The sequence below is a fragment of the Pseudomonas sp. LTR0 genome, from assembly GCF_036630035.1.
Lineage (GTDB): Bacteria > Pseudomonadota > Gammaproteobacteria > Pseudomonadales > Pseudomonadaceae > Aquipseudomonas > Aquipseudomonas putida_Y.
This window is the reverse complement of the sequence record NZ_CP123734.1, coordinates 284,862-298,933: the sequence shown is the minus strand read 5'-3', so window position 1 is coordinate 298,933 and position 14,072 is coordinate 284,862. Positions and strand designations below refer to the sequence as shown.

11 protein-coding genes are annotated in these 14,072 nt (G+C 60.2%); 4 read left to right on the top strand and 7 right to left on the bottom strand.

Annotated elements, in window-relative coordinates; genetic code table 11:
- Positions 1 to 121: 121 nt before the first annotated feature.
- Complete coding sequence (gene gbcA, locus QCL51_RS01370) at positions 122 to 1,414, top strand: glycine-betaine demethylase subunit GbcA (protein WP_021782651.1); 1,293 nt, start codon at positions 122 to 124, stop codon at positions 1,412 to 1,414.
- Between the two features lie 873 nt (positions 1,415 to 2,287).
- On the opposite strand, the gene QCL51_RS01365 is transcribed toward gbcA, so the two are convergent.
- The 7 genes from QCL51_RS01365 to QCL51_RS01335 form a co-directional block, all read right to left on the bottom strand.
- The gene (locus QCL51_RS01365; protein ID WP_016391483.1) at positions 2,288 to 3,484 is read right to left on the bottom strand and encodes an IS256 family transposase; all 1,197 of its coding nucleotides are present in this window, start codon (positions 3,482 to 3,484) and stop codon (positions 2,288 to 2,290) included.
- Between the two features lie 558 nt (positions 3,485 to 4,042).
- Entirely contained in the window at positions 4,043 to 4,813 is a 771-nt protein-coding gene (locus QCL51_RS01360; RefSeq protein ID WP_003255694.1) for an electron transfer flavoprotein subunit beta, read from the bottom strand.
- 10 nt (positions 4,814 to 4,823) lie between these two features.
- Positions 4,824 to 6,056, bottom strand: coding sequence for an electron transfer flavoprotein subunit alpha/FixB family protein (locus QCL51_RS01355; RefSeq protein ID WP_021782650.1), 1,233 nt, complete (start codon positions 6,054 to 6,056; stop codon positions 4,824 to 4,826).
- Positions 6,056 to 8,008, bottom strand: a complete 1,953-nt coding sequence (gene dgcB, locus QCL51_RS01350) for a dimethylglycine demethylation protein DgcB (protein WP_021782649.1) — start codon at positions 8,006 to 8,008, stop codon at positions 6,056 to 6,058. The genes QCL51_RS01355 and dgcB overlap by 1 nt, the downstream gene beginning before the upstream one ends.
- Before the next feature lie 179 nt (positions 8,009 to 8,187).
- Entirely contained in the window at positions 8,188 to 10,248 is a 2,061-nt protein-coding gene (gene dgcA, locus QCL51_RS01345; RefSeq protein ID WP_003255697.1) for a dimethylglycine demethylation protein DgcA, read from the bottom strand.
- 15 nt (positions 10,249 to 10,263) lie between these two features.
- Positions 10,264 to 10,794, bottom strand: a complete 531-nt coding sequence (locus QCL51_RS01340) for a DUF5943 domain-containing protein (protein ID WP_021782648.1) — start codon at positions 10,792 to 10,794, stop codon at positions 10,264 to 10,266.
- A 76-nt stretch (positions 10,795 to 10,870) separates the two neighbouring features.
- The gene (locus QCL51_RS01335; protein WP_003255700.1) at positions 10,871 to 11,848 is read right to left on the bottom strand and encodes a dipeptidase; all 978 of its coding nucleotides are present in this window, start codon (positions 11,846 to 11,848) and stop codon (positions 10,871 to 10,873) included.
- A gap of 285 nt (positions 11,849 to 12,133) precedes the next feature.
- Between QCL51_RS01335 and QCL51_RS01330 the strand changes: the two genes are divergently transcribed.
- The 3 genes from QCL51_RS01330 (at position 12,134) to QCL51_RS01320 (ending at position 14,072) form a co-directional block, all read left to right on the top strand.
- Positions 12,134 to 12,550 (top strand): lysozyme inhibitor LprI family protein, encoded by a 417-nt coding sequence (locus tag QCL51_RS01330; RefSeq protein ID WP_021782647.1) that lies wholly within the window; start codon positions 12,134 to 12,136, stop codon positions 12,548 to 12,550.
- A gap of 138 nt (positions 12,551 to 12,688) precedes the next feature.
- Positions 12,689 to 13,381 carry a hypothetical protein gene (locus QCL51_RS01325; RefSeq protein WP_003255705.1) on the top strand — a complete coding sequence of 231 codons (693 nt, stop codon included), beginning with the start codon at positions 12,689 to 12,691 and terminating at the stop codon, positions 13,379 to 13,381.
- 73 nt (positions 13,382 to 13,454) lie between these two features.
- Positions 13,455 to 14,072, top strand: a complete 618-nt coding sequence (locus QCL51_RS01320; RefSeq protein WP_021782646.1) for a hypothetical protein — start codon at positions 13,455 to 13,457, stop codon at positions 14,070 to 14,072.

Genomic DNA, 14,072 nt, shown 5'->3' with positions numbered 1-14,072 from the left:
GCGTCTTCGGACGCACACTCCACGGCAAAAGAACTAGCTGTTTTATCTGAAGCAGCCTTGCGGCACCACAACAACGATTAGCCACCTTTTGCCGGCCGCATACGGCCCCGAGGAATACACGATGGACGTCACCGCAACCCTGAGCCTGGGCGATCCACTTGAACCTGCACGCAAGGCCACCGCCGAGATGTTGCAGACCCGCGAGCGCACCTACTCGCTACCCCAGCCTTTCTACACCGACGAGCGTCTGTTCCAGATCGACATGCAGGAAATCTTCCATAAAGAATGGTTGATCGCCGGCATGACCTGCGAGATCCCGGCCAAGGGCAACTACATCACCCTGCAGATCGGCAAGAACCCGATCATTGTGGTGCGCGGTGCCGAAGGCAAGGTACATGCGTTCCACAACGTCTGCCGCCACCGCGGTTCGCGCCTGTGCGTCAGCGAGAAAGGCAAGGTGGCCAAACTGGTGTGCCCATATCACCAGTGGACTTACGAGCTGGACGGCCGCCTGCTGTTCGCCGGCACCGAGATGGGTGCTGACTTCGATATGAACCAGTATGGCCTCAAGCCGGTGAACGTGAAGGTTGCCGGGGGCTACATCTTCATCAGCCTGGCGGAAAACCCGCCTGCCATCGACGAGTTCCTGGCCACCCTGGACCATTACATGGAACCGTACGACATGGAGAACACCAAGGTGGCGGTGCAAACCACCTTGATGGAAAAGGCAAACTGGAAGCTGGTGCTGGAAAACAACCGCGAGTGCTACCACTGCAACGGTTCGCACCCGGAATTGCTGCAAACCCTGCTGGAGTGGGACGACACCAACGACCCGCGCGCCAGCCAGGAATTCAAGGACCACGTGGCCGCCTCCGCTGCAGCCTGGGAAGCCGAGAAGATCCCTTACCTGCACAAGAGCCACGGCCTGCGTAACCGTATCGTGCGCATGCCGCTGCTCAAGGGCACCGTGTCGATGACCATGGACGGCAAGCAGGCCTGCCAGAAGCTGATGGGTCGCATCAAGAACCCGGACCTTGGCTCGATGCGCATCCTGCACCTGCCGCACTCGTGGAACCACTGCATGGGCGACCACATGATCGTGTTCACCGTGTGGCCGATCAGCGCCCAGGAAACCATGGTCACCACCAAGTGGCTGGTGCACAAGGATGCCGTGGAAGGCGTGGACTACAACCCAGAGAACATGCGCAAGGTGTGGGACGCCACCAACGACCAGGACCGTCGTCTGGCCGAAGAGAACCAGCGTGGAATCAACTCCACCGCGTACCAGCCTGGCCCGTATTCGAAGACTTACGAGTTTGGTGTGGTGAACTTCATTGACTGGTACAGCGGGCGGATGCTGAACAACCTGGGAGCAGAGCCGGCGGCTTATCTGAAAGAAGTGCAGGCGCAATAAGCGACTGCACTGAGGTGTGGAGGGGCTGAAACATGGCCCCTCCAATTCACCTCGAAGGTCGTCTTTGTCTAAGCATCATCGTATCGTTCTGAAAAGCCCATGAATCCGAAGCCCTCTCTAAGGGACTTGCTCGGCCCACTTCATGAGCAGGACGGTTGACTACAGATTGCCGCACCGGCAGACCACGCTGAAGTGAGCTCTGTACGCCTTCCAAAGCAATTTCCGGAGCAACCTCAGCCGGGACTCCGCCTGTCAATAAATCGAAATTTTTCCCGACCTGACTTAGAGGACTGCTTCTTGGGCCAAGTGCAGCGTTGATAGCGCGTGCGCCAGTGCCGTCAGGCTTATCATCGCCCCGGCGTTCGCCCCCAAAATTGCACCCTCCACTCCTGCAAATTGCGCCGCAGCGCTTCCCAAGCTCAAGAGTGAACCGAATGTACTCATTCACGCAGTGTTAAGCCCCAGACGATCGGTAGGAGGCCCCAGGAAGTTGTACCCCAAGGTCGGCCCATTCGACGCCATCCCCAAGCCTCGTGAAGTTACTGGATCCCGATACTGTCCACAAAAAGCCAGCCCAGGAGCCAGAGCTGCGTGATAACGCCGTAAGGCTTATAAGCACGGGGGTCGCAAACTGACGCCATGAGTTACGCACAAACATGAAGCCCTGTGGACACGATTATGGCTGGCTGGAGTTTTGCGGACTGGCAACAATGCCAGGCAGGGCGCTGATCATTATTTGATCATATTAGCCAAGCCCTCATTAGCACTGGGCTACAGCGGGGTTCATACACCTTGTCCACAGAGACACCAACAGACGATCGTGTCCCAGGAAGTGGTGTAACTCATCATGGCTCTGGCCACTGAGTTTGCCGTTTAGTTGATCACGGCCGACAGCTTGGCCTGTGGATTATCGCTGACTGCCTCAAAGGCCTCCAACTGCATGTAACGCCGTTGCAGGCACCACTCGTCGTTCTGCTCCAGCAGCATCGCGCCTACCAGCCGTGTGATTGCAGGATCGTTGGGAAAGATGCCCACGACGTCGGTGCGGCGTTTGATCTCCGCGTTAAGCCGCTCCAGTGGGTTGGTGCTGTGTAATTGCTGTCGGTGCGCTTTTGGAAACGCCATGTGAGCCAGCACTTCATCCTCGCAGCCGTCCATGAGTGTCGCGATCTTGGGGTATTTTTCGCGTAGCTGATCAGCGACCAAACGCCATTGCTGATGGCATTCGGCACGGCTGTCCTGGGCGAAGACCGTGCGCAGTAGGGCCGCCACCATGGTGCGCTGACCTTTGCCGACGTGGGCCATGGCATTACGCATGAAATGCACACGGCAGCGCTGCCAAGTCGCGTTGAAGACCTTGGATACAGCTGCTTTCAGGCCTTCGTGGGCGTCGGAGATGACCAGCTTCACGCCCCGCAAGCCACGTCGCATGAGGCTGCGCAGGAAGTCTGTCCAGAACGGCTCAGCCTCTGACGGCCCAACCCGCATGCCCAGGACTTCGCGGCCACCGTCGGTGTTCACGGCCACGGCGATTATTACGGCGACCGAGACGATGCGTCCGGCCTCCCGCACCTTGACGTAGGTGGCATCGATCCAGAGATAGGGCCAGTCGCCCTCCAGCGGGCGGTCAAGGAAGGCGTGAACGCGCTCATCGATCTCACCAGCTAGCCGTGAGACCTGGCTTTTGGAGATGCCGGTCATGCCCATGGCTTTGACCAGCTCGTCCACTGAGCGTGTTGAAACGCCTTGGATGTAGGCCTCCTGGATGACTGCCGCCATGGCTTTCTCAGCGGTGCGTCGAGGTTCAAGGAAACCAGGGAAATAGCTGCCTTGGCGCAGCTTGGGAATCTTAAGGTCGACGTCGCCTGCGCGGGTTTGCCAAAGACGATCGCGGTAGCCATTACGGCTATTTGTCCGGTCTGGGCTTTTGACATCGAAGCCCGCGCCGCACAGGCCTTCGACGTCGAACTCCATCATGCGCTGGGCAACGAACTGGATCATTTGCTTGAGCAGATCAGCGTCTGCCCCTTTCTCAACCAACTCGGTCAATGCGATAGTGGGCTTGGTCATCGTGGTTTCTCTGGTGAGTGTTTGGTCTTCGCAAACTCAACGTTAGCCAAGAACCACGATGACCATCCTCTTTCGCCCGCAGGGCGCCTTCGGCTGGTTCAGTTACACCACTTCCCGGGACACGATCCCAACAGACTTTGTGAGCAACCGATGAATTGTGTGGAACCGGGTTGTGGATAAGCGGTTCAAAGAGCTGATTATCAGGGATCGAGCAAGATTCAAACGGGATTGATCATTTTTTGAACAAACCTATCAACACCTTTAACTACGCAGCCTGCAGCCGTAACCGAACAGATTATCCACAGACCGGCCAACAGGGATTGTGGGCAAAATCAGGAAAATGCTGAGATACACGCATGCAAAGACTGGAAGAGTGCCTGAACGTTTTTTGATCAAAAACCTGGAGAGCACGTCACAAAAGGCCTGTAGACATGCACAAACACTTTATCCACACCTTGGCGAACAGTTTTGGTGGGCAAAAGCGCTCGGTCAATGCTGAGTATTGAATGAGGGAGCGGCCTTGCCGGGACGCTCCCATAAAGAGACCTCTAGCCCTGCTCAGCGCAGGACACCCTCTTCCACCAGCAGCTTGAGGATGGCCTCAGCGCCTTCCTGCGGCGAAACGTCCTTCAGCACCTTGCCACCACCGCCGCTGGCCTTGGCGGTTGCCGCCTTCATGCGATCGGCGCCACTCTTGGCCTTGATCACCTTCAAGCGCTTGGGCCGTGGGCGGGCCGGTTGCAACTCGGCTTCAGCCAACAGCTCATCTTCGACAATGGCCACGTTACGCGCCGCCAATACCCCCCGGCGCGCAGGTCCAAAAGCGCTCTGGCGCGGCTTGGGCGCAGCGTTATCCACAGTCGCCAGCAATGGCAGACGTACCTTCAGCCGACGCCGCTGACCTCGCGGCAAAGCCTGCAACACCTGCGCGGTGCCGTTGTCGATCGACTCCACCTCAGCCAACCCGACAATCAGCGGCCAGCCGAGCTTTTCGGCCAGCAGGAACGGCAACATACCCGAACCCTCGCCAGTCTCGGCCTGGCTGCCGGTCAGCACCAGCTGGGCACCGGCGTCGCGCAGATAATCACCCAGCACGCCCAGCACATCGGCACCGGCCGGTTGCTCCAGCACGTCGAGGTGGTCCAGGCCCATGCCCAGGTAAGCGCGCAAGGCCTCTTCCTGTGGATCGCCCGCATGCACCACCTGCAAGTTATCCCCAGCCAGCTGCAAACCCAGCTCCACGGCGCGGGCATCCTGCTCGGCGCGGCGGGCGCGGCCGGAGCTGGGGTGGGCACCAATGGAAACTAGGCTGATCACTTTCGTACTCATGCTCGTGCCCTTATGCCGCGTCGCGCTGGCCGCCGCTGCGGAAGTTTTCCACAGCCTCGATCAACGCCTTGAGAATCGCCGAGCTGTCGCCAATCACCGACAGGTCAGCCCGTTTGATCATGTCGCAGCCCGGATCCATGTTGATCGCCACCACCTTGTCGCAGGCACCGATACCCTGCAGGTGCTGGATCGCGCCCGAGATACCCACAGCCACGTAGACACGCGCGGTAACCCAGGTGCCGGTGGCCCCCACTTGGCGGTTGCGCGGCATGAAGCCGTCGTCCACTGCCACCCGCGAGGCACCTTCGGTAGCGCCGAGGGCTGCAGTGGCCTTGTGGTACAGGTCCCAGTCCTTGACACCGTTGCCGCCCGAGACGATGAACTCGGCTTCGGCCATGGCAATGGTGGCCGGGTCGACGGCCACCGAGCCAAGGTCTTCGATGCGCGGCAGGCTGCGCACCACACTTGTGGACAACTCCACCGGCAGCGCTTCGTGACGAGTCTCGCTGACCGGCTCGGCGCACTCGGCTGCCGCCAGGATCAGGCGCGGCACGGCGCGTTGCAGGTCTTGCTGGCCGGCACCGGCGCGGCCGATGCACTGGCCGTCCTTGACCTGCCATACCCGCGTTGCCGGGCGCTCGCCCAGCGCTGCGCCCAGGCGCCGACCCAGTTCACCGCCACCGGTGCGGCTGTCGGGCAGCAACCAGTGGCGCGGCGTGAACTGGTTATCCACAGTCCGCAGGCCTTGCACCAGTTGCTCCGGTGCATAACCTTCAAAGGCCTCGCCTTCGATAACCAGCAGGCGGTCGACACCGGCTGTGGAAAAGTTGCTTTCCTTGTGCTCGTTGAACACCACTGCCAGCACCGCCCCGTCGCTGCCGGCCAGGCTGTGGGCCAGGCCGAGCAGGTCGCGGTCGTGGCTGCTCAGGCGGCCACCAACCATGTCCGGCACGACGGCAATGTAGAACGCCGGCTCCGGCACCTGGTGCAGTGGCAACTTGACCTCGACCGCCGCCGTGCGTCGCCCGCCCGCACCGGTGCCCTGCTGGGCGCCGCTGCGGTCGATACGCTTGATGCCGGCCGGGCCGACAAAGCCCGCGGCAATCGCATGCGGATTCTTGCGGATGATGCCGTTAGGCCCCATCCAGCTGGTCTGCTGCGTCTGCATCGCGGCATGCAGCGGGTGCAGACGGTTACGGGCGATCCACTCGGCGCGTGGATCGCGGCGGATAATGTCGCTCATCAGTGCACCTCCGCAGGTTCACGTTTAGCCGTTTGCGGCTTTGGGACAGTGGAGCCGTCCTCCTCGATCAGCACGTCGGCTACCAGTTCAGCCAAGTCCTTGATCTGCGGGCGCGGTTCGACCACGCCTTCAAGCATGGCAGTGCACTGCGGGCAACCCACAGCTACCAGCTCGGCCTCGGTTTCACGGATGTCGTCCATGCGCATATCGGGAATACGCTGCTTGCCAGGGATATCAGTGATCGGCGCACCGCCGCCACCACCGCAGCAACGGGAACGGAAGCCCGAGCGCTGCATCTCGCGCACTTCGATACCCAGCGCCTTGAGCACTTCGCGCGGGGCTTCGTACTCGCCGTTGTAGCGGCCCAGGTAGCACGGATCGTGGTAGGTGACGCTACCACCCTTGTGCTGGCCGAGGTTGAGCTTCTTGGCCGCGATCAGTTCGGCGATGTAGGTGCTGTGGTGCTGCACCTGGTAATCACCGCCCAGGGCGCCGTATTCGTTCTTCAGCACATGGAAGCTGTGCGGATCGCAGGTGACGATGCGCTGGAACTTGTACTTGGCCAGGGTCTGGATGTTGCGTTTGGCCAGTTGCTGGAAGGTAGCCTCATCGCCCAGACGGCGCGCCACGTCGCCGCTGTCGCGCTCTTCCAGGCCGAGTACGGCGAAGTCCACGCCCGAGGCTTTCAACACTTTGACAAACGAACGCAAAGTGCGCTGGTTACGCATGTCGAAGGCACCATCGCCAACCCAGAACAACACTTCGGTCGCTTTGACTTCAGACAGCAGTTGCAGGTTAAGGTCGGCAGCCCAGTTCATGCGCCCGCCGGGGGCGAAGCCGCCAGGGTTGTCGGTAGCGATCAGGTTGTCCAGCACCTCGGCGCCCTTGTTCGGGGTAGCGCCCTTTTCCAGGGTGAGGTGGCGGCGCATGTCGACGATGGCATCGACGTGCTCGATCATCATCGGGCACTCCTCGACGCAGGCACGGCAGGTGGTGCAGGACCACAGCGTTTCGGCGTCGACCAGGCCATTGACGATCGGCTGATGCGGATTGCCGCCGTGTTCGCCGATCGGTTTGCCAGGGTACGGGCTACCGGCAAATTGCGCGTCCGTGCCACCGGCAAGGCCGATGACCATGTCCTGAATGAGTTTTTTCGGGTTCAGCGGCTGGCCAGCGGCAAAGGCCGGGCACATGGCTTCACATTTACCGCACTGCACGCAGGCATCGAAGCCCAGCAGCTGGTTCCAGGTGAAGTCCACCGGTTTTTCCACCCCCAGGGGGGCGTTCGGGTCTTCCAGATCCAGCGGCTTTAGGCCGGTGGAGCGGCCGCCGCCGAAGCGATCGGCACGGCGGTGCCAGGCCAGGTGCAAGGCACCGGCGAAGGCGTGCTTCATCGGGCCGCCCCAGGTCATGCCAAAGAACAGCTCCGATACACCCCACAGCACGCCCAGGCCCAGAATGGCGACCATCACCCAGCCACCGGTGTTGGCCGGCAGGATACCGGCGACCGGCAGGGTGGCAATGAAGAAGCTCACGGCGAACGCCAGCAAACTCTTCGGCAGGCGCATCCACGGGCCCTTGGACAGGCGAGAGGGCGGGTTGAGGCGGCGTTTGAAGACAAAGATGGCGCCGGTGAACATGATCACCGTGGCTACCAGCAGTGCATAGCCGAGGATCTTGCTCTGCAGGCCAAAACCATGCACCAGAATCGCCAGGGCAGCGGACAGCACAAAGCCGCCCGCAGTGGCCACGTGGGTCTTGGACATGTATTTGTCGCGCTCAACCACGTGGTGCAGGTCCACCAGGTAGCGGCGCGGCATGGCCAGCAGGCCGCCGATCAGGTTGACCTTGGACGGCCGGCCACGGCGCCACATGCGTACCCGGCGCAAGGCACCGAGCACTGCCAGGCCAAGGGCAGCGAACAGCAGAATGGGTAGAAGGGTGTTCAACATGGGAGACTCCCCACAAACAGCTGGATTCTTGCGCCGACCAGAGGGCGAGACTGGCCCCATGTAGGAGCGGGTCCACCCGCGAATGCATCCGGTCAGGCAACAGTGTTGTCAGTGCTGACGCATTCGCGGGTGAACCCGCTCCTACAGGGATCGCGCCCGATGGCGGCGACTGTTAACGATCAGAAGTCCTTGCAGAGGCGCAAGGCGTCGTAGATCGCCGCATGCACGTTGCGCTGGGCCACGCAGTCGCCGATGCGGTACAGCAGGTAGCCTTCGCCCGGCTGGCTCAGGATCGGCTGTGGCTTGATGGCGAACAGCGCCTCCACGTCGATCTGGCCCTTGTTGCGCGAACCTTCCTTGAGCGCGTAGTACAGCTCTTCGTCAGGGCGCACGCCGTTCTCGACCACTACCTGATCGACCACGCGCTCTTCCTTGGCGCCGGTGTATTCGTTCTCCAGTACCGCCACCAGCTTGTCGCCTTCGCGGTAGACCTTTTCCAGCATCATGTCGCCGGTCATGATCACTTCTTTGGGGTACATGCTGCGGTAGTAGGTGGGGAAGGTGGTACCACCCATGGCCACGCCTGGCTTGATGTCGTCGGTGACGATCTCGACCTGGCTGCCTTTGTCGGCGATGAAGTCGGCTACCGACATACCGGTGAATTCGCAGATGGTGTCGTACACCAGCACGTTCTTGCCCGGCGCTACCTTGCCATCGAGCACATCCCAGCTGCTGACCACCAGCCCTTCAGCAGCGCCCCAGTGCTCGTTCTGCTCCAGGAACGAGTGCCCACCTACCGCCAGCACGATGACGTCCGGGCGCAGGTCCTGAATGGCGGCCACATCAGCGGCAGTGCCCAGGCGCAAGTCGACTTTCAGACGAGCCAGTTCAAGCTGGTACCAGCGGGTGATACCGGCAATCTGGTCACGCTGCGGTGCCTTGGCGGCGATGGTGATCTGCCCGCCGATCTGGTCCCTCTTCTCGAACAGGGTCACGTCGTGGCCGCGTTCAGCCGCCACGCGGGCAGCTTCCATCCCGGCAGGGCCTGCGCCAACCACCACCACCTTGCGCTTGACGCCAGTGGTCTTCTCGATGATGTGCGGCACACCCATGTATTCACGGGAAGTCGCGGCGTTCTGGATGCACAGCACATCCAGGCCCTGGTACTGGCGGTCGATGCAGTAGTTGGCACCGACACACTGCTTGATCTGGTCGATCTGGCCCATCTTGATCTTGGCGATCAGGTGCGGGTCTGCCATGTGCGCACGGGTCATGCCGACCATGTCCACGTAGCCGCCTTCAAGGATGCGTGTGGCCTGGTTCGGGTCTTTGATGTTCTGCGCGTGCAGCACCGGGACCTTGACCACTTCCTTGATACCGGCCGCCAGGTGCAGGAACGGCTCCGGCGGGTAGCTCATGTTGGGGATGACGTTGGCCAGGGTGTTGTGAGTATCGCAACCCGAACCGACCACACCGATGAAGTCGAGCATGCCGGTGGCGTCGTAGTAGGCGGCGATCTGCTTCATGTCTTCGTGGCTGAGGCCATCGGGATGGAACTCGTCACCACAGATACGCATGCCCACGCAGAAGTCGTCACCCACTTCGGCACGCACGGCTTTCAGCACTTCCAGGCCGAATTTCATGCGGCCTTCAAAGGTGCCGCCCCATTCGTCGGTACGCTTGTTGACCCGCGGGCTCCAGAACTGGTCGATCATGTGCTGGTGCACCGCCGACAATTCCACGCCGTCCAGGCCACCCTCTTTGGCGCGACGCGCAGCCTGCGCGTAGTTGCCGATTACCCGCCAGATCTCCTCCACCTCGATGGTTTTGCAGGTGGCGCGGTGCACAGGTTCGCGAATGCCCGATGGCGACATCAGCGTCGGCCAGTTGAAGCCGTCCCAACGCGAGCGACGGCCCATGTGGGTAATCTGGATCATGATCTTGGCGCCATGCTTGTGCATGGCGTCGGCAAGATTCTGGAAGTGCGGGATGATGCGGTCGGTCGACAAGTTGACCGATGCCCACCACTCCTGCGGGCTGTCGATGGCCACCACCGACGAGCCGCCACAGATGGCCAGGCCGATGCCGCCCTTGGCCTTCTCTTCGTAGTACTTCACATAGCGGTCGGTCGTCATGCCGCCGTCAGTGGCGTAGACCTCGGCGTGCGCAGTGCTGAGCACACGGTTGCGGATGGTCAGTTTGCCGATCTGGATCGGCTGGAACATTGCTTCGAATGCCATGACGCTATCTCCGGCTTACAACGGCTTTGTAATGAACAGGCCATCTTCGTGGCCTTCTTCCGACCCGCCATAGACCTGCTCGGCCACGGTGCGGATCTTGCTGCCGCGGGCAGCGAGAATCTGGTCCATCGCGCCAGCGAACCAGCCGGTGAACATGTAGTCGACCTTGCGGCCGCACTTGCCATAGACGTACACGAATGCAGAGTGCTTGAGCTTGACGCTGCAGGTACCTTTATCCAGGTCGATATCCTGGATCTCGAACAGGCCCCAGCCACGCTGGCTCAGACGCTTCATGTAGTGCTCGAACACCGCTACGCCTTCCAGGCCATGGCACTCGGCCTCTTTTTCACACCAGTGCCAAGCGGACTTGTAGCCAGCCTTGTAGAGGATTTCGGCATAGGCGTCGGCGCCCAGCACTTCCTCGATGCCCATATGGTTATTGACGAAGAAATGCCGAGGCACATACAGCATCGGCAAGGCGTCGCTGGTCCAGACACCGGTCTCGCTGTCGACTTCGATTGGCAATTGCGGGGCGATTTTGGCCATGGAAACTCAACTCCATAAAAATTTTTTGTGGGTGCCCCGGCGTTGCTGGCAGGGGCTATCAGGCTTGGAGAGCGGCTTACTCGCCCCAGACATCCTTGAGGACGTTTACCCAGTTCTCGCCCATGATCTTGCGTACCACACGCTCGGAGTGGCCGCGCTTGAGCAAGGTCTCGGTGAGGTTGGGGAATTCGCCGACAGTGCGAATGCCCAGTGGGTTGATGATCTTGCCGAAGTTGGTCAGACGGCGGGCGTAGCCCTTGTCATGGGTCAGGTATTCGAAGAAGTCCTGGCCGTGACCCTGGGTGAAGTCGGTACCGATACCGATGGCGTCTTCACCGACGATATTCATGGTGTATTCGATGGCTTCGGCGTAGTCATCGATGGTCGAGTCAATGCCTTTGGCCAGGAACGGCGCGAACATGGTGACGCCAACGAAACCGCCGTGATCGGCGATGAATTTCAGCTCTTCGTCCGACTTGTTGCGCGGGTGCTCTTTCAGGCCCGAGGGCAGGCAGTGCGAGTAGCACACCGGCTTTTTCGATTCGAGGATGACTTCTTCGGAAGTCTTGGAACCGACGTGGGACAGGTCGCACATGATGCCGACACGGTTCATCTCGGCAACGATCTCGCGGCCGAAGCCGGACAGCCCGCCATCACGCTCGTAGCAGCCGGTGCCAACCAGGTTCTGGGTGTTGTAGCACATCTGCACGATGCCCACGCCCAGCTGCTTGAACACGTCCACATAAGCGATCTGGTCCTCGAACGCATGGGCGTTCTGGAAGCCGAAGAGGATGCCGGTCTTGCCCAGCTCCTTGGCCTTGCGGATGTCGGCGGTGGTGCGCACCGGCATCACCAGGTCGCTGTTGTCGCGGATCAGTTTCTGGCTGGACGCGATGTTGTCGACGGTAGCCTTGAACCCTTCCCAGACCGACACCGTGCAGTTGGCCGCAGTGAGACCGCCTTTGCGCATGTCTTCGAACAGCTCGCGGTTCCATTTGGCGATGATCAGGCCATCGATGACGATGCTGTCGGCGTGTAATTCGGCTGGGCTCATCAGGCTGTCCCCTTTTATAGAGTTGGGTCGCGCCAAACCTTCTGCCGGCGCTTTGAGGCCAGCATATGCCTGTGCCCCGAGGCGCCCCGGTGCAAAAACGACAGGGGGTTTGCCGAAAGCGTCAATGCGCGACATGAGCACGTCTGGCGCGTCTTTCGGCGATGAGAGGCAGTCTCGATAACGCCATTTGCGACCGCTGCATGAACATTTGGTCAGGGAGCTACCACCTGGCCTCAGGCTGAGCGAGAATCCCTGCGATTCGACAGCCTGTTGAGGAGAAAGCGGATGAAATCAATGGCATGGCTGGTGCTGCTGGCCATCGTGAGCGGGGCCCAGGCCGGCGAGGAAGAAAGCACACCTTGCGACAATGTGGAGACCGACCAGCAGACCTTCGCCTGCGCAGCATTCAACAAGCAGATCGCCGAGCGTGAGCTGCAGTCGGCCTACGACGACCTGGTCGCGCGCATGCGTGATCAGTTTGGCGACGAGGCCGGCCTGATGTCGCGATTAGAGGCAGCCGAGCAAGTCTGGAGCCAACTGCGCGATGCAGACTGCAAGGTCGAAACCCATGCTGAACAACCAGGCAGCAAGGCCTACCAGATCGCCTGGAACAGCTGCATTGCACAGCACAGCGATGAGCGAGCGGAGTACTTGCGCAGCCTGGGCCTGCAAAACGGTGACGAGCTGGCACCCGAAGATTGATCAGTACGCGCGAGTGAACGATCAACTCCAGAGGAACAACATGCCGCTGATGTCCCCTGCGTAATTACTCGATAGTGCCCTCAGACCACGTGCTCACCATGTGTGTCTTGGAACTCACAACTATCAAGGAATTACAAAGTGGCTGACATCAAAGTTGAAATGGAAAAAATCCGCAAAGAGGGTCAAGAGCGCGTAGCCGCTACCGGCCAGACCATCTGCGTCTTCGCTGACAATGTCCCTGCCAACATTGCAGAAGACATCCTGGCCGGCATGCGCTTGATGACCGAACTGGCCAACAAGAAGTTCGACAAGGAAACCCAGCAGCGCGAGTGGTACAACTTCTACAACGATGGCCTGATCAAGTTCGGCTGGACCATGACGGGTGCAGCACATGCCGAAGATGCCATTGATGAGGACAACCTGACCTTGGCAGAGCTGATCACCAAGTCCGTCACCATCAGTGTCTCTGCGGACCCTCGTCGCGCCGCCTGCGCCAGGCGTGTTCTGCAAATTGTCGTGCAGAAACCGGAAGTCAAGGCGCATCTGGAAAAGCACAGCCACAGCGAATCCGGCAAATCGAGCAACTTCGTGGTCGCCCAGTGCGAAATGACGCCACAAGGCCTGCCGGCGATGCACATGACCAGCTTCCAGGCCAGCTACGACTCGAAAGTCGAGCGTGAAGGCGCCCTGACCCGCAAGGTCGACAAAACCTCTACCCGCGTCTATCGCGCGTCGCAGCAGGGCACGTTCAGCGTTCGTCACTTCGACGCTGCACGTGATCTTGTGAACGAGAAGATCAAAGGCGACATCGCCGCGTTTCTCGCTATCTGATTAGCGAGGCCGGGTACCAGAGCGCGCTGGTACCCGGTTCTGGTCATATGCATCCATCGAGGAGCAATGCCACATGGGCGATACAAGCCTGGACACCCGAATATTCGAGGAGCGGCTAAGAATCAAGCCTGCGCCCTGGCTGACACTCGAGACATGGGAAGATTTGCAGCTATGCCTGCGTTATTCACAAGCGATGGCCAATGAAAAATACTCGATGGAGACCCAGCCTCAGCAATGGTTCGCTGTCGCTCTCGCCACCTTGCAATCATTGAAATTCACCTTGTTCGAACATACACATAAAACCATTGTGTATGAGCCGCACCTGCTTGCATTGAGCGATGTGTACAGTGGCTATCTACCCCCGCCCCGCGAGAAAGGGCCTTGGTTCAAGAGCCTTGAAGAAAATGTTCAAGCCGCTCTGCAGTCGGCAGGTACGCATACTTTCACCGTAATGAACGCCTCTTCACATCTAAGCATCGAAATGGACCATGAAGGGGACCAGGTTCCGGTTGCGATCCTGTTTTACACCTACTGCATTACCGACCCGGTCGAGCCCACCAGAAAGTTGAACCTGATATTCGACCATCTGGGTGCACGCTTCAATGCAGCGGGTTTTGCCTCGCTTCGCAAGGATCTGCAAGCAAGGAATCGTGAAAAACTGAGGGCGATTCTCGAGCGCGAGCTGGATTGA